The 22,297-nt window shown below is 71.6% G+C and carries 18 protein-coding genes and 1 pseudogene; 5 read left to right on the top strand and 14 right to left on the bottom strand.

Features of this window, described 5'->3' with window-relative positions:
• Window positions 1–30: 30 nt before the first annotated feature.
• From QE454_RS07155 to QE454_RS07125, 7 genes are all read right to left on the bottom strand, one after another.
• Window positions 31–888: a carbon-nitrogen hydrolase family protein gene (locus QE454_RS07155; RefSeq protein WP_307456549.1), complete on the bottom strand. Its 858-nt coding sequence runs from the start codon at window positions 886–888 to the stop codon at window positions 31–33.
• A gap of 24 nt (window positions 889–912) precedes the next feature.
• Entirely contained in the window at window positions 913–2,169 is a 1,257-nt protein-coding gene (locus QE454_RS07150; RefSeq protein ID WP_307456552.1) for an MSMEG_0569 family flavin-dependent oxidoreductase, read from the bottom strand.
• Window positions 2,166–2,456 (bottom strand): MSMEG_0570 family nitrogen starvation response protein, encoded by a 291-nt coding sequence (locus QE454_RS07145; RefSeq protein ID WP_307461136.1) that lies wholly within the window; start codon window positions 2,454–2,456, stop codon window positions 2,166–2,168. The genes QE454_RS07150 and QE454_RS07145 overlap by 4 nt, the downstream gene beginning before the upstream one ends.
• Window position 2,457: 1 nt before the next feature.
• Window positions 2,458–3,360, bottom strand: coding sequence for a carbon-nitrogen hydrolase family protein (locus tag QE454_RS07140; RefSeq protein WP_210072630.1), 903 nt, complete (start codon window positions 3,358–3,360; stop codon window positions 2,458–2,460).
• 8 nt (window positions 3,361–3,368) lie between these two features.
• Entirely contained in the window at window positions 3,369–3,896 is a 528-nt protein-coding gene (locus QE454_RS07135; RefSeq protein WP_210072631.1) for an MSMEG_0572/Sll0783 family nitrogen starvation response protein, read from the bottom strand.
• A gap of 101 nt (window positions 3,897–3,997) precedes the next feature.
• On the bottom strand, window positions 3,998–5,419 hold the full coding sequence (locus tag QE454_RS07130; RefSeq protein ID WP_307456557.1) for an MSMEG_0567/sll0787 family protein: 1,422 nt from the start codon (window positions 5,417–5,419) through the stop codon (window positions 3,998–4,000).
• A complete protein-coding gene (locus QE454_RS07125) occupies window positions 5,389–6,483 on the bottom strand; it encodes an MSMEG_0568 family radical SAM protein (RefSeq protein WP_307456559.1) in 1,095 nt (364 codons plus the stop codon). The genes QE454_RS07130 and QE454_RS07125 overlap by 31 nt, the downstream gene beginning before the upstream one ends.
• A 272-nt stretch (window positions 6,484–6,755) precedes the next feature.
• Here QE454_RS07125 and QE454_RS07120 point away from each other — a divergent pair, with 272 nt between their 5' ends.
• A complete protein-coding gene (locus QE454_RS07120) occupies window positions 6,756–7,766 on the top strand; it encodes an LLM class flavin-dependent oxidoreductase (RefSeq protein WP_307456561.1) in 1,011 nt (336 codons plus the stop codon).
• A 393-nt stretch (window positions 7,767–8,159) separates the two neighbouring features.
• Here QE454_RS07120 and QE454_RS07115 read toward each other — a convergent pair whose 3' ends face one another.
• From QE454_RS07115 to QE454_RS07090, 6 genes are all read right to left on the bottom strand, one after another.
• Entirely contained in the window at window positions 8,160–9,350 is a 1,191-nt protein-coding gene (locus tag QE454_RS07115) for a PLP-dependent aminotransferase family protein (protein WP_309668567.1), read from the bottom strand.
• Window positions 9,347–11,002, bottom strand: coding sequence for an ABC transporter ATP-binding protein (locus QE454_RS07110; RefSeq protein ID WP_307456565.1), 1,656 nt, complete (start codon window positions 11,000–11,002; stop codon window positions 9,347–9,349). The genes QE454_RS07115 and QE454_RS07110 overlap by 4 nt, the downstream gene beginning before the upstream one ends.
• Window positions 10,999–11,847: an ABC transporter permease gene (locus QE454_RS07105; protein WP_210072636.1), complete on the bottom strand. Its 849-nt coding sequence runs from the start codon at window positions 11,845–11,847 to the stop codon at window positions 10,999–11,001. Before QE454_RS07105 ends, QE454_RS07110 begins: the two co-directional genes overlap by 4 nt.
• The gene (locus QE454_RS07100) at window positions 11,844–12,860 is read right to left on the bottom strand and encodes an ABC transporter permease (protein ID WP_307456568.1); all 1,017 of its coding nucleotides are present in this window, start codon (window positions 12,858–12,860) and stop codon (window positions 11,844–11,846) included. The genes QE454_RS07105 and QE454_RS07100 overlap by 4 nt, the downstream gene beginning before the upstream one ends.
• A 66-nt stretch (window positions 12,861–12,926) precedes the next feature.
• On the bottom strand, window positions 12,927–14,582 hold the full coding sequence (locus QE454_RS07095; protein ID WP_307456570.1) for an ABC transporter substrate-binding protein: 1,656 nt from the start codon (window positions 14,580–14,582) through the stop codon (window positions 12,927–12,929).
• A 36-nt stretch (window positions 14,583–14,618) separates the two neighbouring features.
• Window positions 14,619–16,031 carry an FAD-linked oxidase C-terminal domain-containing protein gene (locus QE454_RS07090; protein ID WP_309668566.1) on the bottom strand — a complete coding sequence of 471 codons (1,413 nt, stop codon included), beginning with the start codon at window positions 16,029–16,031 and terminating at the stop codon, window positions 14,619–14,621.
• Between the two features lie 280 nt (window positions 16,032–16,311).
• Here QE454_RS07090 and QE454_RS07085 point away from each other — a divergent pair, with 280 nt between their 5' ends.
• The 4 genes and pseudogenes from QE454_RS07085 (at window position 16,312) to QE454_RS07070 (ending at window position 21,541) form a co-directional block, all read left to right on the top strand.
• Window positions 16,312–17,517, top strand: a complete 1,206-nt coding sequence (locus QE454_RS07085) for an LLM class flavin-dependent oxidoreductase (RefSeq protein WP_307456574.1) — start codon at window positions 16,312–16,314, stop codon at window positions 17,515–17,517.
• Window positions 17,514–18,866 (top strand): NtaA/DmoA family FMN-dependent monooxygenase, encoded by a 1,353-nt coding sequence (locus tag QE454_RS07080; RefSeq protein WP_307456576.1) that lies wholly within the window; start codon window positions 17,514–17,516, stop codon window positions 18,864–18,866. The genes QE454_RS07085 and QE454_RS07080 overlap by 4 nt, the downstream gene beginning before the upstream one ends.
• Window positions 18,863–20,743, top strand: a complete 1,881-nt coding sequence (locus QE454_RS07075; protein ID WP_309668565.1) for an FAD/NAD(P)-binding protein — start codon at window positions 18,863–18,865, stop codon at window positions 20,741–20,743. Before QE454_RS07080 ends, QE454_RS07075 begins: the two co-directional genes overlap by 4 nt.
• Before the next feature lie 70 nt (window positions 20,744–20,813).
• A pseudogene (locus QE454_RS07070) lies at window positions 20,814–21,541 on the top strand (GNAT family N-acetyltransferase).
• Between the two features lie 116 nt (window positions 21,542–21,657).
• Here QE454_RS07070 and QE454_RS07065 read toward each other — a convergent pair.
• Window positions 21,658–22,182 (bottom strand): adenine phosphoribosyltransferase, encoded by a 525-nt coding sequence (locus QE454_RS07065; RefSeq protein WP_267789050.1) that lies wholly within the window; start codon window positions 22,180–22,182, stop codon window positions 21,658–21,660.
• Window positions 22,183–22,297 lie beyond the last annotated feature (115 nt).

The raw sequence follows: 22,297 nt of genomic DNA, 5'->3' as shown, positions 1-22,297 counted from the left end.
GGGTCGTCCTTTCCGCGGCGAGCGCGCGGTCTATGCCGGCGCGGTGAGCCGGTAGGCGTGTTCGGCGCGCTGCGCGAGGTGGTTGAGCGAGCGTCGCGCGCGGGCCACGTCGGCAGAGACGTCGGCCTCGGCGACGGCGAGCCCGCCCTTGGCCCAGGTCTTGGCGACGATCTCGCCCGCGGGGTCGACGACCTTCGCCTGCCCGAGGAAGCGCAGGCCGCCCAGCACGCCCGTCTGGTTCGATGACACGAGATAGACCTGGTTCTCGGCCGCGCGGGCGCAGTCGTACAGGTCGAACAGGTGGGCCTGCCGGTCGTTGCGGATGCGGTCGGACCGGTCGGTCACGCTCGCCGGCCACGCGCTCAGGCACGCGATGACCTGGGCACCGTCGAGCGCGACCGACCGCGCCGCCTCGGGAAAGGTCTTGTCGAAGTCGATCAGCATGCCGATGCGACCGACCGGGGTATCGAAGGCGCGGAAATCGTCGCCGGCGGCGTAGACCTCCGACTCGCCCAGCGGCAGATGCACCTTGCGGTGCACCCCCAGCACGCCGTCCCCGTTCACGCAGACGGCGGTGTTGTACCGCCGCTCCTCGCCCCCGTCGACGGCACGCTCGGCGATCCCGAAGCACACCGTCATGTCACCCGCCAGCGCGACGATCGCAGCGACCTCGGGTCCGTCGATCTCAACGGAGTGGGGGATGCCGTCGCCCTCCTCCACCGGGTGGTGCAGGTCGAGCAGGTAGCCGCCGATCGTGGCGTCCGGCAGCACGAGCAGATCGACGCCGCGCCCGCGTGCGTCCTCGAGGATGCCGGGGAGCTTGGCGAGCGTGCGGTCCACGTCGCGGCCGAAGTGGGCCGCCACCGCAGCCATCGTCACGGATGCCATTCCCCGAGAGTACGCGCTGGCCGCTCAGCGCACGGCGAGGACGCCGCGCGGCGCCTCCACGATGCCGGCGGCGACGTGCTCGGCATCCCGTGCGATCGCGTGGAAACGGCCCGAGCCCCACGTGTGCAGCCACGGAAGCCCCACGAAGGAGAATCCGGGGACCGCCGTCGCGCCGCGGTCGTGCACCGGGTGCCCGGCCGCATCCAGCACGTCGAGGTCGCCGAGCCACGACCAGTCCGCGCGGAAGCCGATGGCCCAGACGACGGCGTCGATCTCGTCGAGGTCGAGTCGGGTGGGGCCTCCCGAGGGGGTCCACACCGGCTGGTAGCGCGGCTCGACCGGAGCGTCGACGCCCTCCCGGGCGATGTAGGCGTCGATGTCGTTCTTGATCGACTCGGCGACCGCATCGGCCCGGTCGAGGTTGGCCGTGAGGCTGTCATCGAACGCGAGGCTTCCGTCGGCGACGCCGATCGCCCGTCCGTGCAGGCCCATCCCCTGCGCCGCGAAGAGGCGGAGGTCGATGTCGCGTCCGCCGTCGCGCCCGGTGACGTAGTGGTTGGTCGCCGCGCGTTTGGCCGCGGCCTGCTCCCCCACCGGCACGTCGTAGACGCCCATGTCGGCGAGCCACGTCATGCAGTCCCGTCCGCGGTAGAACCGCGCCACGCGCGGCGCGCGCCCCACGGCGAGGTGCACCTGGCGCCTCTCGAGGTGAAGGTCCTCGGCAATCTGCGTGCCGGACTGCCCCGTCCCCACCACGAGCACCGAACCCGGGAGCTGTGCCGCGTTGCGGTAGTGGTGCGAGTGCATCTGCACGATGCGCTCGGGCAGGTCGTCGGCCCACGACGGGGTGATCGGGCGATGGTATCCCCCGGTGGCGGAGGTCACGGTGTCGGCGGTGATCTCGCCCGCGCTGGTGTGCACGACGAAGACCCCGTCGTCGCGGCGGTCGACCCGCTGCACCTCGACGCCCTCGGCGATCGGCGCATCGAACGTGTCGGCGTATCGGCGCACCCAGGCGTAGACCTCGTCGCGGGTCATGAACCCGTCGGGCTCGGGTCCGTCGTACGCGTAGCCGGGAAGCCGACAGTGCCAGTTCGGCGTCACGAGGGTGAAGTTGTCCCAGCGGCCGTCGCGCCACTCGTGCGCCGCGGACTCGCGCTCGATGACCACGTGCTCGACACCCGCCTGCGCGAGGTTCCAACTGACCGAGAGGCCCGCCTGCCCGCCGCCGACGATCACGGCGGGATAGTGGTCGCCCGCCCGGATCTCGACGGCGATCACGACGCCACCGCCGGAAGGGGCGGCTCCATGCGGAGCACCGTGACCTCGCCGCCGGCATAGGTGGCTGCCGCCTGCACGATCTCGTCACGGGATGCCATGGCCGACGTGCACGCGAAACCGTATGCGGCCCGCACGCGTTCAGCCGCGGCATCCAGAGCCTCTCCGGCGCGCGCGGCGAAGTCGGCGACCCCGTAGCTCTCGCCCGTGGTGAGGTAGTCGTGCATGACGAGGCTCGGTGAGTAGTGCGACGACTCGGCGCCGTCGGGCCAGCGGACGGCGAAGCGCATCTCAGGCACGGGCCAGCTCCTTCCATCCCTCGACGTGCGCGCCGGTCGTCTCGGCGACGGGCCCGTAGACGTCGGGACGACGGTCGCGCAGGTGGAACATGCCCCCGCGCATCGCCCGGAACGTCTCCTCGATATCGATCTCGGCGATCGCGAGGCCGGTACCCAGCAGCGTGGTGGCGAGGACGTTGCCGCCCGGATCCACGACCTTCGCGTTGCCGACGTAGCGGAGCGAACCGAAGGTGCCCGACTGATTGGATGCCATCCAGAACACCTGATTGTCGAGGGCCCGGGCGATGTCGAACTGGTTGAACCGGTAGGTCCACCGGTCGTCCTGCAGGTTCTCGGCGGTCGCCGTACGCGCCGCGGGCCAGGCCGACATGCTCACGACGATCTCGGCACCGTCGAGGGCGAGCATGCGCGCGGCCTCGGGGAACGCTTTGTCGTAGCAGATCTGCATGCCCACGCGCCCGACGGGGGTGTCGAAAGCCCGGTAGCTGTCGCCGGCCGAGTACGACATGTTCTCGCCGAGCGGCTGGTGCACCTTGCGGTACGAACCGTAGATGTTCTCGCCGTCCAGGCACACCGCAGCGTTGTACCGCGTCTCCCCGTCGTCGGCCAGCTCGCAGAAGCCGATCGTCACGACCATGTCGCCCACGAGCTCCTGCACCCGGGCGATCTCGGGGCCGTCGAGCCGAATGGCCGGCGGCATCGAGCGGGTCGTCGTCTTGACGGTGTCTCCGTGGTTGCCGAGCGACGACAGGTACCCGCCGATCGCGGCCTCGGGGAACGCCAGGAACGACACTCCCGCGGCGCGCGCCTCGGCCACCAGCTCGGCGATGAGGGCGTAGTTCTGCTCCAGGTCCCGGGTGAAGTTGGCCGAGACGGAGGCGACGATGATCGACATGACGAGCCTCAGAGGTTGTACGTGGAGTTGATGATCGCGCCCTTGCGCGCGTAGTAGATGAGCGCGTCCTGCACGTCGAGGGGGTGCGCGGGGATGACGCCCTCGATGAGGTCTTCTTCCCGGATGCCGTGCAGAGCCAGGCCGAAGCGGCAGCAGTAGACCGTGCCGCCCTCCTTGATGAAGGTCTCGAGCGAGTTGTTCATGTTGAGCTCGCCCGGGAAGCCCGCGTCGCCCGTGGTCGGGAAGCCGCGGTTCGCCGTCGCGGCGAGGGTGCCCGGGCCGTACAGGTAGATCGCCGACTCGAAGCCCTTGCGCAGGGCGCGGGTGGCCTGGAGGATCGCGACGAAGCTCACCGACGACTCGTGCGGGATGCCGTGGATGAGCGTGAAGTACGTCTCGCCGTCCTCGGCCTGGAAGTCGGGGAACAGCTTGGTCGAGCCGTAGATGTTGCTGCCCTTGGGGAGCGAGGGGTGCGGAACCTCGCCGAGCGACTTTGCGATGTTCTCGGCGATCTGGGCGTCGATGTCGGTGGTCATGGTGATGTCCTTCGCGTCGGTGGAGCCGGGGATGGAGCGCTGTCTGATACCAGGCTCGCGATGTTGTGTTTCGAAATGGTTTCAGCCGGAATGAGCTTGCGTTACGCCTTGCCGAGCCCGGTGGCCGCCTCCTCGACAGCGGTGGTCTCGACACCGTCGGGCCAGCGCAGCACGACACCGGGCGCGGCCGTGAGCTCGCCGATCGTCGAGGTGGCGGCCAGCGGTGACGACAAGTCCGCAGCATCGGCGGTGACCATGCCGAAGCCGGGGAAGCAGGTCAGCCAGTCGCCGAAGGCGACGCCGTCGGGCGCCGGGATGTCGGCGACGTCGATGAGTGCACCGGCACCCGAGGCCTCGGCGAGCATCGCCGTCGTCCCGACGATGCCGGCCATGCTGACGTCCTTGGCGGCCGCGGGCCGATGCTCCGGCACGATGCCGGCGAGATGGCGGAGCTCCGCTCCGGTGCGCGTCGAGGTGGAGTCCCACTGGCGTCCCTCGAATCCCCGACGCCACCGCCCGTGCAGGTCGACGGTGAGGCCGAGTGGCTGCCCCGGTCTGCCACCGCCGCCGGCTACGGGATGGGTGGTGCGGCCGAGGGCCGTGACCGCGAGGGACGATGCTCCGCCCCACTGGGTATGACCGCCGAGGATCGGCACGCCCCACGCCACGGCGGCGCTGCGCAGCCCCGAGACGATGCGGCGCACCGCGGACGCGGTGGGCGCCGACACGGCATCCATCAGTCCGACGGCGTGCGCGCCCATCGCCGAGAGGTCGTTGACGTTCACCAGCACCCCGCACCAGCCGGCCCACTCGGGGTCTTTGTCGATCAGCGCGGGCAGGATCGCGTCGGTGGCGACCACGACGTCGGTGCCCGCGACGAGCGCGCCGTCGTCGCCGACCCAGCCCGCGCCGCCGAGCCCCTCGGGATGATCGTCGCGAATGCCCGACAGCACGTCACCGAGGGGAACCTTCGTGGCGCGCACCAGCGCGGCGAAACGGTCGACGGGCCAGCGCATGCGCACGTGGGGCGTCCCGGCGATGACCGTGGCTCCCCAGCGCTCCCAGCCGAGGTGGCGGAAGAGAGGCTCGTTGCGCTCCTGCACCGTCGCCTCGAACCGGATGACGCCGCGCGCGAGGGCTTCGTGACACGCCGCACGCACCAGGGCCGAGCCGATCCCCCCGGCGTGCCGGGCATCGCGGCGCACCGCGAGCCGACCTCCCGTCCACCACCCGATGTCGCGGGCCGTGGCCGGGGCGAGACGCACACCGCCGAGGACCTCCGCGTCCGGGGTGGTCGCGACGAGCACGACGGTGCGCGGGTCGTCGTCGATGTCGTCTCGGTCGTGGGCGTCGAACAGACCCTGCTCGTGGACGAACACCTCGCGACGGATCGCGCGGTAGGCCTCCGTCTGCGCCTCGTCGGCGACCCGGATCTCCCACGCTCGGGGCGCGAGGCCGATGCGCTGCCCGGTGAGCACCGGCACGTCGAACATCACGCGCCCGCCGTCTTGAGGATGCTGCATGCGCCGCAGGCGGCGCAGCCGGCACGCTGGTCCTCCCCGCGCATTCCCGCCGCGTGCAACAGGTCGGCGACGCGAGAAGTGATGTCGTTGACGACCGCGCGGTGGGGCGCGGGCACCTTGTCGACATCGGTGGCGAGCGTTCCCTTCAACGGACGAAAGGGAACGACGAAGGGATAGACCCCCATCTCGATGAGCTCGCGGGCGCCCTCGACCGCCTCATCGGGGTCCTCCCCCATTCCCACGATCAGGTAGGTGGACACCTGGTTCCAGCCGAACACCCGCACGGCCTCGCGCCAGGCGGCGCGGTACTCGTCCATGCTGACGCGCGACTTGCCCGGCATCCACCGCCGACGAACCTCGTCGTCCATGGATTCGACATGGATGCCGATGGAGCGGGCGCCCGCGTCGTACAGGTCGGAGATGGCCTGCAGGTCGGCGGGCGGCTCGCACTGCACCTGGATCTCGAGCTGAGGGACGGCGGCCTTCACCGCGCGCACGCAGCGGGCGAGGTGCTTGGCACCCCGGTCCCACCCGTTGGAGGTGCCGGTGGTCATGACCATGTGCGTCACGCCGTCGAGCCGCACGGCCGCCTCGGCCACTTCGGCGAGCATCGCGGGGGTCTTCACCGCGATGGTCGTGCCCGCATCGAGCGAGGCCTCGATGGCGCAGAACCGGCAACGCTCGCTCTCGTCGTATCGCACGCAGGTCTGCACGACCGTCGTGGCCAGCACGTTCTTGCCGTGCAGCTTCGCGATCTTGTCGTAGGCCACGCCCTCGGCGGTCTCGAGGTCATAGAACCGCGGGCGGACGACCGGGGCGACGTCGAAGCCGAGATCCGCTCCGTCTCGGGTGAGGCGCCCCGAGGCGGTGATCACGTACGGGCTGTTCGGGTTGAGGGGAATTGCCGCCCCCTCGCCGTCGACGACGAAGTGGCCGTCGTCGCTGGGGCCGGCCCCGCCCGTGCGGCGCACGGGGGCGTCGCTGCGGACGCCGAGCAGGGCTAGGCTGACACGCGTCGAGACGCGATCACGGTCGGCGGGTGCGAGCGCTGAAGCGTTGTCCATTCCCCCAGTAGAGCGACGGGGTGTTTCGAAACGACGTCCAGCGGATAGCGGTTCTGTTTCCGCCTCCCGAGTGTTCGCGGTCCGCTCAGCCCCCGGGTCGGGGGCGGAGCCGAACCCGCGTGCTGCGTGTCCGCATCCGTCTCTCCCGGACACGCGCGCCCCCGCGACCTCAGATTCCCGTCGCGGTTTCCGCACCCTGCCCCGGCTCGCCCGCGACGACGGACCGTGACGCCGCGGCCCCGTCCGGTCGTCGGCGCCGTTAGCGTGGCGGGGTGACCCGCGCTCTCCGCTCCCTCGGCTTCCTCACCATCGGCCTCTTCGATCGCGAGAACCCGCGCGCCGGGCACGAGACCACGCTGTCGATCATCGAGCGCGGCGAGCGCCTCGGCTTCGACAGCGCATGGCTGCGCGACCGGCACCTGCAGTACGGCATCTCCTCGCCCGTGGCCGTGCTCGCCGCGGCATCCCAGCGCACGAGCCGCATCCGCCTCGGCACCGCGGTGATCCCCCTCGGGTGGGAGAACCCGCTGCGCCTCGCCGAAGACCTCGCCACCGTCGACGTGCTGACGGGCGGGCGCCTCGAACCCGGCTTCTCGGTGGGGCCGCCCCGCCGCCTCGACGAGATCGCGCCGGCGCTGTACCCCGACACGGCCGACGACGAGGACTTCGGGTACGAGCGCCTCTCGCGCCTGCGCCGCTTCCTCGCCGGCGAGCGGGTCAGTCCGTTCTCGGGCACCGAGGGCATCGAGGAGTACTCGGAGCGCATCGAGCCGCACTCTCCCGGTCTCGCCGGTCGCCTCTGGTACGGCGCCGGCAGCCCGACCTCGACGACTTGGGCCGCCGAGAACGGCTTCCATCTGCTCACCAGCAGCGTGATCCAGTCGGTGGACTCGACCGACTTCGACGTCGAGCAGGACGCGCAGATCCGCCTGTACCGCGAGACGCACCCCGATGGCGAGAACGCCCGGGTGTCGCAGGGGCTCGTGGTCGTCCCGACCGACTCGGCGACACCCGAGCAGCGTCGGCGGTACGAGGCGTACGCCGAGTCGCGGCGCGGGCGCGTCGGCATCCCCCAAGGTCCGCGTCGGATGCTGTTCGCCGAGGACCTCGTGGGCACGTCGGAGCAGATCGCCGAGCGCCTGCTGTCGTCGCGGTCTTTCCCGCAGGTCGACGAGGTGGCGTTCGCGCTGCCCTTCGCCTTCGAACCCGACGACTACGCGCAGATCCTCGAGGACATCGCCGGGCGGCTCGGCCCGCTGCTCGGCTGGCAGCCGTCAGCCTGACGCCCCGGACGCACCGCCGTCCGCGCGGCACGTTGAGTGTCCAGGAAACCCGGACAAATTTTCGGGACGTCCGGGTTTCTTGGACACTCAGGGGTGGTCACGTCGTCGCACGCGGGGCCGCGGGCCGTGAGCGTGCCGCCACCGCCGTCAACGCGCGAGCGCGGGACGCTCTCGCGCCGCCCACCACAACCGCAGCGATTCGCACAACCTCAGCCCAAACCTCCCGCAGCGGACTGAGTTCATGCAGATCCCTGAGCGAACGCGCCACGCCGGTCACCCCGAACCCGCCGCGCGCAACATCAGCGATCCGCACAACCTCAGCCCAAACCACCCACAACGGACTGAGGTTATGCAGATCCCTGAGCGAACACCCCCCCGGTGGCCACGCCCTCGTCAGCGCTGCCGCGCCACCGCCCGCGTCAGCCGCGCCGCCGCCTCGAGCAACAGCTCCTCCGACGTGTCGCCGTAGGCGAGGCGCAGGTGCCGGTCGGCATCCGTTCCGGGGCCCGAGGGGAAGAACGATCCGCGCTGGTACTCCACGCCCTCGGCGCTGGCGTCGGCGGCGAGGCGGTCGGCATCCAGGGAGTCGTCGGTCAGACGCGGCCACAGGAACAGGCCGCCGTCGGGCACCGTGACGTCGAAGAAGCCGGATGCCGAGAGCGCGTCGGCCAGAGCGTGCGCCCGCGACCGGTACAGCTCCCGCGCCGCACCCAAGACGCGCGGGAACAGTCCGGTGTCGCTGGTCAGCAGCTCGGCGACGACCGCCTGCACGAAAGTCGACGAGTGCCCGTCCTGGCGGCTGCGGAGGGCGACGGCATCCGGAATCAGGCGCTCGGGCAACACGACCCAGCCGAGGCGCAGGCCCGGGCCGAGGGTCTTGGTGAAGGTGTTGACGTGGATGACGTGGTCGGAGTCGTGGAACGGCGCGAGCGACTCCGGCTCGCCGTGGAAGCGCAGCTCGCGATACGGGTCGTCGGCGAAGACGACGAAGCCGTACTTCTCGGCGAGCTCCACGAGCTCGCGCCGCCGGGCGGTCGGCAACGACGACTGCGAGGGGTTGTGGAACTCCGGCACCGTGTAGACCGCGGCCGGGCGCGCGCCGGCGCGCAGCTCGGATGCCAGGGCGTCGACGTCGAGCCCGTCGGCGCCGACACGGATGGGCAGCACACGCGCGTCGGCGAGCTGCAGGCCGCGCAGGAACAGCGGGAAGACGGGGTTGTCGACCGCGACGAGATCGCCACGCTCGAGCACCGTCTGCACCGCGATCGCGAGACCGTGGAAGCCGCCGTTGGTCACGAGCACGCGCTCCACGGGCACACCCTCGTGTGCGGCGATCCACTCGCGCAGGGCCGGGATCCCCTCGGTGCGCGAGTACTGCAGCGACGGCGCACCGGCGCGACCCAGCACCCGGGCGGTCGCCTCGGCGAGCTCGGCGCTCGGCAGCACGGAGGAGTCCGGGATGCCACCGAGCAGCTCGATCGCGTCGGCGCGGCGGTCGCGCAGGGTCTGGTCGCCGAAGCCCTGGGGCGCCGTGAAAGCCTCGATGAGTGCGGGACGCGAGCGGGGCGGGGAGAGCAGGGTCATGAGGGACTCCGGAGGTCGGGGGTGGGGATCGCGTCGACGAGGGCCCGTGTGTACTCCTCGCGCGGGTGAGAGAGCACGTCGGCCACCCGCCCGGCCTCCACGACCCGTCCGTCTTTGAGCACCGAGACGGTGTCGGCGATCTGCCGCACGAGCGCGAGGTCGTGCGAGACGAAGAGGTAGGTGAGACCGCGTTCGCGCTGCAGTCGGCGGAGCACGTCGAACACCCCCGCCTGCACCGTCACGTCGAGCGCCGAGGTCGGCTCGTCGAGCACGATGACGTCGGGTTCGAGCACCAGGGTGCGCGCGATCGCGACACGCTGACGCTGACCGCCCGACAGTGCGTCGGGGCGACGGCGGGTGAGCTGCGGCGACAGGCCCACGGCATCCAGGGCCTCGGCGACCTTGGCCGACCGCTCGGCGCGCGTGCCGACGCGGTAGCGGTCGAGGGGTTCGCGGACGATGCGCCCGACGCTCCACGTGGGATCGAGCGAGGTGAAGGGGTTCTGGTACACGAGCTGGAGGTGGCGACGGATGCCGCGGAGCTCCGCCTCGGTGCGTCCGGTCGCGGGCTTGCCGTCGACGAGGATCTCGCCGGCGTCGGGGGTCTCGAGGCCCAGCAGCAGGCGCACCGTCGTGGTCTTGCCCGAGCCCGACTCCCCCACGAGCGCGTGGGTCGTGCCCGGCGGCACGCGGAACGACACCGCCGACACCGCCGCGCGCTCGGACCCGTCGACCACGAAGCTCTTCGACACCTCGCGCACCTCGATGCGGGTCGCGGTGGTGTCGGTGGTCCACGCGTCGACCCCGCGCTCGTCGGCGTGCCGGTAGCGGTCGGGGTTGAGCGCCGGGGCGTCGGCCTGCAGCTGCAGCGTGTAGGGCGAGGTCGGTGCCGCGAAGACCTCGCGCGTGCGCCCGGCCTCCTGCACGCGCCCGTCCTTCAGCACCACGATCTCGTCGGTGCGCTCGGCGGCGATCGCGAGGTCGTGCGTGATGAGGAGCAGGCCGATGCCGAGCTCGTCGCGCAGCTCGCCGAGGAGGTCGAGGATGCGCTTCTGGATCGTGACGTCCAGCGCGCTGGTGGGCTCGTCGGCGACGAGCAGCTCGGGCTTCGGCAGCACCGCAAGCCCGATGAGCACGCGCTGCAGCATGCCGCCGGAGAGCTGATGCGGGTACGAGCCGTAGACCCGGCCCGGGTCGGGCAGGCCCACGCGGGCGAAGACGTCGAGGATGGCGGCACGCTGCGCGCCGGCATCCGTGATTCCCGACAACCCGGCGGCCTCGTGCGCCTGCGAGCCGATGGTGCGCACCGGGTTGAGCGCGTTCGACGGGTCCTGGGGCACGAAGCCGAGGCGACGGCCGCGATGGGGGCGGAACCGCGCCTCGCTCAGCCCGAGCAGCTCGTCGCCGCCGAACTCCACGCGCCCGCTCGCCCGTCCGGTGGCCCGCGGCAGCAGCCGCAGCACGGATCGCGCGATCGTCGACTTGCCCGAGCCCGACTCGCCGATGAGGGCGAGGCTGCCACCGGCCGGGATCGAGAACGACACGTCGTGCACCACGGGGGTGCGCCCGTACGCGACCGAGAGGTCCTGCACCCGCAGGAGCGGAGCGGGCGTGGCGGGCGTCTCCTCGCGGAGAGGGAGCGTGATGGTCATGACGTCCTCCGAAGCCAACGGCTGATGCGGTTGATCGACAGCACGGTCGCCACCGTGACCAGGGCGGGCCACACGACGAGCCACGGCGCGCGCGGGTAGTCCTTGCCGGCCGAGATGAGCAGACCCCAGTCGGATGCCGGTGGCGGGTCGCCGTAGCCGAGGAACGCCAGCCCCGCGATGACGAGGATCGACAGCCCGAACTGCAGGACCGCGAGGGGCACGAGCGAGCGCGACGCGTTGGGCAGCACGTGCCGGAACAGCACGTGCAGGCTCGATCCGCCCTGCAGCCGCGCCGCCTCGACGAACACCGACGAGCGCACGCGCAGCACCTCCGACCGCATCACCCGCGCGAACACGGCGACGGCCGAGACGCCGGTGGCGATCGCGGCGTTGATGGTCTGGAAGCCCAGGGAGCTGACGATGACGACCGCGAGCAGGAACGCCGGGATCGCGAGCAGCACGTCGACGAGACGGGCGAGCACCGTGTCGGTCCACGACCCCAGGAACCCCGCGAGCAGGCCGATGAGCCCGCCCACCACCACGCCGATCACCACGGCGACGAGGGCGCTCGTCACCGACGACTGCGCGCCGAACACGATGCGCGCGAACAGGTCGCGTCCAAGGTGGTCGGTACCGAGCAGATGCGCGGCGCTGGGCGGCTGCAACTTGTCGGCCGGCACGCCCTGCGCGGGGTTCTGTGACGTGAACAGGGCCGGCGCGAGCGAGAACGCCAGCACCACCGCCACGACGAGGAACGACACGATGACGCCGAACGGAACGGCGAGGCGGATGCCGCGGGCCCGGGCGACGACGGAGCGCGGCGGCGCGGCGAGTGCGGCGGTCATACGACGCTCACCTCCTCCCGCAGCAGCGGCGCCGGCTCTTCTCGCGGGGTCGCCGTGACCGCGCGCCCGCGCGAGCCGATGGACACGCGGGGGTCGAGCAGCGGATAGGCGAGGTCGGCGAGCAGGTTGACGACGACGAAGACGATGGCGGCGAGCGACACCACGGCCTGAAGGACGGGGAGGTCTTGACTGGCCACCGACGACTCGACCAGGGTGCCGATTCCGACGCGGCCGAAGATCGCCTCGGTGATGAGCGCGCCGCCGAGGAGCTCTCCGACGATGAGTGCGAGAACGGTGACCGTCGGCAGCGCCGAGGGCTTCACGAGGTGACGCAGGAACAGCGCCCCCGATCGCAGGCCCCGCGAGCGCGCGACGGCGACGTACTCCTGCCGCGACTCGTGATCGAGCGAGGCGATGAGCACCTCCGCGAGCTGCGCCGAGACGGGAATGCCGAGGGCCACCGCCGCGAAGAAGGTGCCCCAGGGCGTCTCGGTGTCGATCATGCTGAACAGTCCGAGCCCGAAGGCGAACACGTGGATCAGCAACAGGCCGATCACGAAGTTCGGGACCGACAGGAACAGCGACGGCAGCGAGCGCAGCACGCCCTGACCGAAGCGCGCGGGGAGGAACTGCGTGCCGTACGCGATCGCGACGGCGAGCACCACGGCGACCAGCAGGGCGGCCGCCGCAAGGCTCAGCGTCGACCCCAGCGCGTCGAGCACGAGAGTGCTCACGGGCAGGTTCGACCGCAGTGAGACACCGAGGTCGCCGACCACGAAGCGTCCGAGCGACGATCCGAGCTGCACCCACCAGTGCTGGTCGAGGCCGTAATACGCCACGATCCGGGCGATGTCGTCCTCGGTGAAGCCGTTGTCGGGGTTGCGCAGGGTGCTCGTGACGGGGTCGCCGGGCAGGATGCTGATCACGAAAAACGTGAACAGGTACGCCAGCAGCACGACGACGAGCGCCTGGCCGGTGCGGCGCAGCGCGAAGCGGCCGTAGGTGCGGAACATGCTCTCCTCCTCTCGTCTCGGTGGAACGGTTCGGGGGACGGATGCCGTGGCATCCGCCCCCGGCGATCAGTCGTTCAACCAGGCGTCCAGGTAGTACGCGTAGGCGAGGCCGTTGTAGCTGACGCCGCTGACGTCGGGGGCCTGCACGTAGACGCGCTGCACGATCTGGGTGAGCGGCACGAAGTAACCCTGGTCGAGCACGTAACCCTGCAGCTCGTCGGCGACCTTCGCGCGGGCGTCACGGTCGGTGGCCGTGGCGATGCGCGTCGACAGGTCGTTGAGCGTGGCATCCGAGGTGCCCACCTTGAACCAGTCCTCGTCGCCCTTCTTCTGCGAGGTCAGGACGCCCGCGACCGTTCCGACGTCGACGAAGCTGCGGGTGATCTCGGTCGCCGGCACGGTCGCGTTGCCGATGACCTTCTGTCCGTAGGTCGGCACGTCGTAGGTTTCGAGGTGCACCTCGAAACCGAGGGTGGTCAGCTGCTGGTCGACGAGCTCGTCGACCGATTGCGATGCCTGCAGGTACGGGTTGGGGTAGAGCGTGAACGACAGCTTCTCGCCGTTCTTCGTGCGCACGCCGTCGGCACCCTTCACCCATCCGGCTTCATCGAGAAGGGATGCCGCCTCGTCGGGGTCGTACGCGAAGTCGGCGCTGTGATCGGTCGCCTCGGGCACCGTGCTCTGCAGGAACGACTCCGCGGCGTGCCAGTCCTCGGTGTAGACGGTCGAGAGGATCTCGTCGCGGTCGATGCCGTGCTGCACCGCCTGGCGCACCCTGATGTCGTCGAAGGGGGCGACCGAGGTGTTCAGCGCGTAGCCGTTGACGAAGCCCAGGTAGCGGGGCGTCTCGACCGTGAGCCCCTCGCTCTTGAGCGCTTCGAGATCTTGCGGGCTGGCGTTGTACGCCACCTGCGCCTGGCCCGACTCGACCGAGGCGGTGCGCAGCGAGGGTTCGGCGACCTGCTTGTAGGTGATCGAGTCGAGGTAGGCGGGCCCGTCGTGCCCGAGCGCCTCGGGACCCCAGTCGTAGTCGTCGCGCTTCTTCAGCACGACGCTGTCGCCGTCGGCGACCTTCTCGACGACGAAGGGACCGCTGCCGATGTCGTTCGCGAGGTCGGCCTGCTGGTCGGCGGGGAGGGCGAGCGTCGCGGGCGAGAGCAGGATCGACCCGTGGTACGCCAGCGTCGGGATGAAGCTCAGGGTGGGAGCGGCGAACGACACCGTCACCGTCGTGGCATCCACCGCCTCCGCCCCGACGTAGTTGGCCGAGGGGAACAGACCGATGCGGTTGATGCCCTCGTCGGGGCGCCCCTTCGCCCAGATGTCGATGTTCGCCACGACGGCGGCGGCGTCCAGCGGCGTGCCGTCCGAGAAGGTCACCCCCTCTTTCAGGTGGAGGGTGAACGAGGTCTTGTCGGCGTTCTCGTCCCAGCTCTCGGCGATCCACGGGCTCAGCGTGCCCTCGGCGTCGACGTACACGAGCTTGTCGGTCAGGTGGCCCCAGATGTGGCCCTGGTAGCTCGAGATCGAGCTGTTGTTGGGGATCCACGTGGCACCGAGCGAGTCGATGAGGAACACCAGGTCGCCGCCGGACTTCGGCGCGGCACCGGCGGCCGGGGCCGCGGTCGAGCCGGCGCCGCACCCGCTCAGCAGGACGGCACCGACGGTGAGGGCGGAAGCGACGCCGAGAAGGCGCCGCAGCGGACGGAGGCGAGTGGTCATGGGGTGTCCTCGGGTGCGTGTGCGGTGGGATGCGGGTTACAGGGCTTTGCCGGGATTGAACAGCCCGGCGGGATCGAGCGCGGTCTTGATCGCGAGCTGGGCCTCGCGCACCCGGGCGGCGAGCTCCTCGGCGGCGAGCGCGCGCTTGACGGTGCCGATGCCGTGCTCGCCGCTGACGGTGCCGCCGACGGCGAGGGCGGCGCGCACCACCGCGTCGGCGGCGTCGTGCACCGACGCGGGGACGACGGCGGGGTCGGCGTCCACCGGGATGGGCAGGGTGATGACCGGGTGCAGGTTGCCGTCGCCGGCGTGGGCGACGGCGCTCACGGCCACGCCGTAGCGGGCCTCGATCGCGGGGAAGCCGGCGAACACCTCGGCGATGCGCGACTTGGGCACGGCGACGTCGCCACCGGCGAACCAGGACCGCTCGTCGAATCGGCGTCCCGAGCGTCGCAGTTCCCAGAGGATCTCGGCATCCGTGTCGCTCTCGACCCGCACGCGGCCACCGGCGGCCTCGAGCGCGGTGGTCAGTTCGGCGGTCTGCTCGTCGATGCCGAAGCCGTCTAGCTCGATGAGCAGCAGTGCTGCGCCGCGGGCACGGAGCCCGGAATCCCGGGCCGCGTCGATGCCCTCGAGGGTGGGCTCGTCGAGGAACTCGATCACACTGGGACGCACGCGCGAGGCCGTGATGGCTCCGATGGCCGCCGCCCCCGCGCTCGTCGAGTCGAAGAACGCCGTCACCGTGCGACGCGCGACGGGGAGGGGGCGAATGCGCACGGTGGCACCCACGACGATGCCGAGCACGCCCTCCGACCCGACGAACAGCGACACCAGATCGAGGCCGGTGACGCCCTTGATCGAGCGGTGGCCCACCGAGACGAGGCTGCCGTCGGCGAGCACGACGTCGAGGGCCAGCACCGATTCGCGGGTCACGCCGTACTTGGCGCAGCGCAGGCCCCCGGCGTTGGTGGCGATGTTGCCGCCGATGGTCGAGATGCGCCAGCTCGCGGGGTCGGGGGCGTAGAACAGGCCGAGGGGGGCGAGGCGTTCGTTCAGGGCGGCGTTGAGCACCCCGGGCTCGACGACGGCGACCTCGTCGGCGGGCGAGACCTCGACGATCCGCGTCAGGCGGTCGGTCGAGACGACGAGCTGATCGGCGTGGGCCGTCGCGCCGCCCGAGAGACCGGTGCCCGCCCCTCGCGGCACGACGCTGACGCCGTGACGTGCGGCAAGGCGTACCAGCAGCTGTACCTCGGCGACCGTCGCGGGAAACGCCACCGCCGGCCCGTCGGGCACCAGGGCGTCGCGGCGGGGCGCCGTGCCGGCGTCGTAGCCGAACTCCGCCGTCTCGGGCGAGGACGCCCGTACCTCGATGTCGGGCGCCTCCCCGCGCAGGTCGTCGAGCAGAGCGGACAGAGCCGTGGTCGGGGCGATCGCGGTGGGGGACACTCATGGGCGGACCTTTCTCGACGGGGACGGTGATCACGCCGAACGTAGGCGGCCTCGGCGACGCGCTCACCTCGAGCGAAACGGTCTGTCGCGATGCGTCACCGGCCGACACGATGCGTCTCGCAGCGTCACAGTCGTGCGCCCCGTGGGTCCGGGCGCTACGTTCACGCGTCTCTGTCCGTTCGTGACGCTTCGAGGCGTTGTATGACGACACGGATTGAGACCCGGCGCACTCCGGCGAGACAGTGATCAGCACCTCGCCTGACACAAGGAGCTCCCGATGCCGGATCGCATCCATCTCGCCGTCGCCCTGGACGGCGCCGGCTGGCACCCGGCCGCCTGGCGCGAGCCCGCGGCCCGGCCCACCGAGCTGACTTCGCCCGCGTACTGGCGCGACCTCGCCCGCACGGCCGACGGTGCGGGGCTCCTTTTCGCGACGATCGAGGACGCCCTGAGCCTGGGCGGCCGGTCGTTCGAGCCGGATGCCGAGACCCGCCGCGATCGTGCCCGCGGGCGCCTCGACGCCGTCTTGCTGGCGTCGTTCCTCGCCCCCGTCACGCGCCGTCTCGGACTCGTCCCCACCGCGACCACCGCGCACCCTGAACCGTTCCACCTCGCGACGGGCCTGCAGACCCTCGACCACGCCAGCCGTGGACGCGGCGGGGTGCGGCTGGTCGCGGGTTCGACGGCGCAGGAGCGGGCCAACTTCGGTCGCCGCGCCGACGGCCCCACCGTCCGCCCCGCCTCCGGACGCATCGAGGACGATCCCCTCATCGTCGCGGCGTTCCGCGAGGCCGGCGAGGTGGCCGACGTGATCCGCCGACTCGCCGACTCGTGGGAGGACGACGCGATCGTGCGCGACCTCGAGACCGGGAGGTTCCTCGACCGCGACCGCGTGCACAACGTGGAGTTCGAGGGCGAGTTCTTCTCGATCACCGGCGCCTCGATCGTGCCCCGTTCTCCACAGGGGCAGCCGCTCATCACCGTGCTCGCGCACCAGACGGTCCCCTACCGTCTGGCAGCCGAACAGGCCGATCTCGTGTACGTCACCCCCTCCGAGGCGGCGGCGGTCGCCGGCATCCTCGGCGAACTGACCGATGCCGCCGACGCACATCGCGCGATCGCGGAGCCCCTGCGCGTGTTCGCCGACCTGCTCGTGCTCGTCGAGGAGACTCCGGCGGCGGCCCGTGCCGTCTGGGACCGCCTGCAAGAGCGCGCACCGCTTTCGACCGACGCCCGCGTGGTGGTCGGCACCGCCGACGACGTCGTCGAGGAGATCCGCGCCCTCGCCGCCGTCGGCATCGACGGCGTGCGCCTGCGCCCCGCCCGGCTTCCGGCCGACCTCGAGGCCATCGCCGGCCGGGTCGTGCCGCGCGCGGCGGCCGCCGGCATCCTGCTCACCGACGACGGCTCTCCCACCCTGCGCGAGCGTCTCGGCCTCCCCCGTCTCGCCAGTCGCTACGCCCGTCAGGAGGTCGGCGCATGACCCGCCGTCAGATCCATCTCGCCGCGCACTTCCCGGGCGTGAACAACACCACCGTGTGGACCGACCCCGCGGCCGGCAGCCAGATCGACTTCTCGTCGTTCGAGTACTTCGCCCGCACCGCCGAGCGGGGCTTGTTCGACTACCTCTTCCTGGCCGAGGGCCTGCGGCTGCGTGAGCACCGCGGGCAGCTGCACGACCTCGACGTGGCGGGACGCCCGAACACCCTCGCGATCCTCACCGCTCTGGCCTCGGTGACCGCGCACATCGGCCTCGTCGGCACGCTCAACACGACCTTCAACGAGCCGTACGAGCTCGCGCGCCAGCTCGGCACGCTCGACCTGCTGTCGAACGGGCGGGCGGGGTGGAACGCCGTGACGAGCTCCGACGCGTTCCACGGGGCGAACTTCCGTCGCGGCGGCTACCTCGACCACGCCGATCGGTACGTGCGAGCCTCGGAGTTCGCGGCGCTGTCGAAGGCGCTGTGGGCATCGTGGCGCGACGACGCCATCGTGGCGGATGCCGAGACGGGTCGGTTCCTGCGCGACGACGCCATCGCTCGGGTGCGGCACGAGAGCCGCCTGTTCGACGTCGACGCCGTGTTCGACGTGCCGCGCTCCCCGCAGGGGCGGCCCGTGATCGTGCAGGCCGGGGACTCCCCCGACGGCCGCGACTTCGCCACCGCCCACGCCGACGTCATCTTCTCGCTGCACACCGCCTTCGACGACGCGCAGCAGTTCTACCACGACGTGAAGGGGCGCCTGGCGGCGAACGGCCGCGACGAGGACTCGCTGAAGATCCTGCCCGCGGCGACCTTCGTGCTCGGCGACACCGCCGACGAGGCCCGCGAGCGCTCGCGCGAGATCGCCCTCGCCCAGGTGCGCCCGCAGACCGCGATCACCTACCTCGAGCAGATCTGGAACCGCGACCTCAGCGGGTACGACGCCGACGGGCCGCTGCCCGACCTCGAGCCCGACACGGGGGTCGAGACGGCGCAGGGCTTCGCCGGGCGGCACGCCGCGATCCGCGCCCGGGTCGGCCAGCTGCGCGAGCAGGCCAGGGCCGAGAACCTCAGCATCCGCGAGCTCGTCATCCGCCTGACCGCGAAGCACACCTTCGTCGGCACGCCGGAGCACGTGGCATCCGAGATCGACCGCTACGTGCAGGAGCGCGCGACCGACGGGTTCACCGTGGTCGGACACGTCACCCCGCACGGCCTCGACGAGTTCGTCGACAAGGTGGTGCCCCTGCTGCAGGATCGCGGGTCGTACCGCCGCTCGTACGACGAGGGGGCGACGCTGCACGACCTGCTGGGTCTCCCTCCGGTCCACGCGGGCGTCGGGGCGCGATGACCGACCTCGTGATCGTCGGGGCGGGGCCTCGAGCGGTCATGCTCGTCGAGCGGCTGCTCGCCCGACGCTCCCCGGTGCCGCTGCGCATCACCCTCGTCGACCCGTACCCGCCGGGGGCGGGCCGCATCTGGCGACGCGAGCAGTCGCCCCTGCTCAAGCTCAACTCGATGGCAGGCGACGTGACCGTCTTCACCGACGAGTCCTGCACGATCTCGGGACCGATCCGCTCGGGCCCCTCGCTCATCGAGTGGGCCGAGCGGGTACGCGCGGGAACGCTCCCCGACGTGACGATCGACGATCCCGAGCTGCGTTTCGAGCTGCAGGGCCTGCGCCCGGACTCCTTTCCCACGCGGCGTCTGCAGAGCGCCTACCTCGACTGGTTCTGGCGTCGCACGGTCGCCATCGCCCCGCCCGGGGTCGAGGTGCGGTGGCACGAGGGCGTCGTGCAATGGGTCGACGACACCGCCGACGGGTACGAGGTCGCCCTCGCCGACGGCATCCGTCTGTCCGCCGACGTGCTCGTCTACGCGATGGGGCACAACGCGCGCGAGCCCGAGGGCGAGGCGGTGTCGTTGCGCGAAGCCGCCGCGAGCGCCGGGCTGACCTACCTCCCTCCGGCGTTCACCGCCGACGCCGACCTCAGCGTGCTCGCCCCCGGCAGCGACGTGATCGTCCGGGGGATGGGCCTGGCCGCGGTCGACGCCGTGGTGCTGCTGACCGCGGGTCGGGGCGGACGCTTCGTCACCGATACGACCGGCAACCTGCGCTACGAGCCGTCGGGGCTCGAGCCGCGCCTGCACCTCGGCTCCCGCCGGGGGGTGCCCTACCGCTCGAAGGTGTCGTCGCGGTTGCAGGGCGAAACACCCGTGCGCGAGATCCTGACCCCGGCCGCGGTCGCCGAGCTGCTCGCGCGACCGGGCACCGTCGACTTCCTCGACGACGTCTGGCCCCTCATCGCGCGCGAGCTCGTGTGGGGGCACTACCGCGAGCTCTTCACGGGCCACCCCGAACGCGTGACGACGACGTGGGAGGTGTTCCGAGAGACCCTTCGGGAGGTGGATGCCGACACCTCGGCGCTCCGGCTGGCCGCCGCCGAGGTGGTCCCCGACCCCCTCGACCGCTTCGACCTGCGCACGCTCGACGTGCCGTTGGGCGATGAGACGTTCAGCGGCGCCCTCGACGTGCACGAGCGGGTGCGCCGGCACATCGTCGACGATCTGCAGCTGCGCACGAGCCAGGACCGCAGCGCCGCTCAAGCACTGTTCCTGACGATCCTGTCGTCGTTCCTCGGGCTCGCCGACATCCCGACCGAGCGGTGGAGCGCCCGCTCGCGCGCTGTCGATCTGCCCGTGACCTGGCACGCGTTCTTCAGCTACGTCGCCTCGGGGCCGCCGGCGCACCGGCTGGAGGAGTTCCTCGCCCTGGCTGAGGCCGGGATCGTGCGCTTTCTCGGACCCGACATCTCAGTGCGCGTCGAGGCCGAACGAGGCTTCGTGGCGTCGTCGCCGCGGACCGCGGGCGAGGTGAGCGCTCGCGCGCTCCTCGACGCGTGGCTCCCCGCCGCGACCGCGTCGGCGAGCGAGAACCCGGCGCTGCGCGAACTCGCGAGTCGCCACGGACGCGAAGTGCACGTCTCGGACGAGTCGTTCACCGGCTCGCTCGTCGGGCGCATCGACGTCGACGCCGACGGTCGCGTGATCGGTCGCGACGGGCAGTCCCGTGCGGCGATGTTCGCGATCGGTCCCTTCACCTCGTCGATGGAGGCCGGGGCCTTCACCCGCCCCCGCTCCGATGCCCTGTCGCTGCGACAGACCGATCGGATCGCCGGTGCCGTCTCGGTCGCCCTCGCGGCGCGGGCCCGAGCCGGCGTGCGCTGACGCGCCGCGGAATGCGAAGCGGTCGACGCTGTTGTCTTACGTGCGCCCCGTCGCACCTCCCCCAGAACGGATGCCCATGACCACCACCTCCGCCCTCCCGCTCCCCGTCCCGCACGCCGATGCCACGGTGCTCGACAACGCGGCGTGGCATTCGCTCGCGGGACCGCACGCGCATTTCGCGGTCGGCGGCGATCTGGTCAAGCGCTACCCCGAAGACGTCGCCCCCTTCGTGGCCGTGCGTACGTGGGACGACCCGGACGTGTGGGACGCCCTCCGCGAGCTCGTCGGACCCGGCGCCGACGTGGGGCTCTCCGGCTTCGAGGGCGAGATCCCCTCGGACTGGCAATGGGTCGGCGGCGGCGAGGGAGTCCAGCTCGTCGAGACCGACGCCCTGCGCACCCGCCCGACGACGAGGCCGTCGAGCTGAGTGCGGCTGATGCGGCCGAGATGATCGACATCGTCGCGCGCAATCAGCCCGGCCCGTTCCGGCCCCGCACCTACGAGCTCGGTCGGTACATCGGCATCCGTCGCGACGGACGTCTCGTGGCGATGGCCGGCGAACGCCTGCACCCCACGGGCTGGACCGAGATCAGCGCGGTGGCCGTCGACGCCGACCACCGTCGCCAGGGCCTCGCCTCGCGGCTGGTGCTCGACGTCGCCTTCCACATCCAGCAGCGCGGGGATCGCGCGATGATGCACGCCGCCGCCGCCAACGTCGGCGCGATCGCCGCCTACGAGCGCCTGGGCTTCGCGTTGCGTCGCCGCAACAAGTTCGCGGCGGTGCGCACGCCCGCGTGAGCCGGGATCGGCCCTCCGAGGCCGTCGTGGTTCACCGACGTGCACCCCGCCGCTCACCGGAACGTCGACGTTCAGTTCGCTTGGGCGACCCGTCGATCAGCGCGCGAAGCGCCGCGTCAGACGTGGAAGACCGAGTGCAGGTCGCCGCCGAGCGCCTCGCGGCCGCCCAGACCGTCGATCTCGAGCAGCGTCGCGATACCGACGACCTCGCTACCCACGGCCTCGAGCAGCTCGCGGCCCGCACCGAGGGTTCCACCGGTGGCGAGAACGTCGTCGAGCAGGAGCACGCGAGCGCCGGCTGCGGCATCGTCGTGCATCTCGATCCGCGCCGAGCCGTACTCGAGGTCGTACGAGACACTCGCCGCGGGGCGGGGCAGCTTGCCGGCCTTGCGGATGGGCATGAGGCCCACGTTCGCGACGATGGCGGCGGCCCCGGCGAGCAGGAACCCGCGAGCCTCGACTCCGGCGACGGCGTCGAAGCGTCCGGCGAAGGGCTCGATCAGGGCCTCGACGACGACGCGCAAGGCCGCGGCGTCGGCGAGCAGCGGCGTGATGTCGCGGAACACGATCCCGGGCTTCGGATAGTCGGGGATGCTCGTGATGAGCGATTCAGCGCGGGCAAGGTCGGAGGCGTCGGGCACTGCCCCAGCCTAATCGCGGCGCCCGCGAGGCGGGGCTCGCCGGGGCGGGCTCGCCGGCGCGAGCGCACGGCGGGCGCTCGCCCGATGCATCGAGTGTCCAAGACACCCGGACATT

Origin of the sequence: Microbacterium sp. SORGH_AS_0454 (assembly GCF_031453395.1) — a bacterium.
Taxonomy (GTDB): domain Bacteria; phylum Actinomycetota; class Actinomycetes; order Actinomycetales; family Microbacteriaceae; genus Microbacterium.
This window is presented reverse-complemented; position numbering and strand designations above follow the sequence as displayed.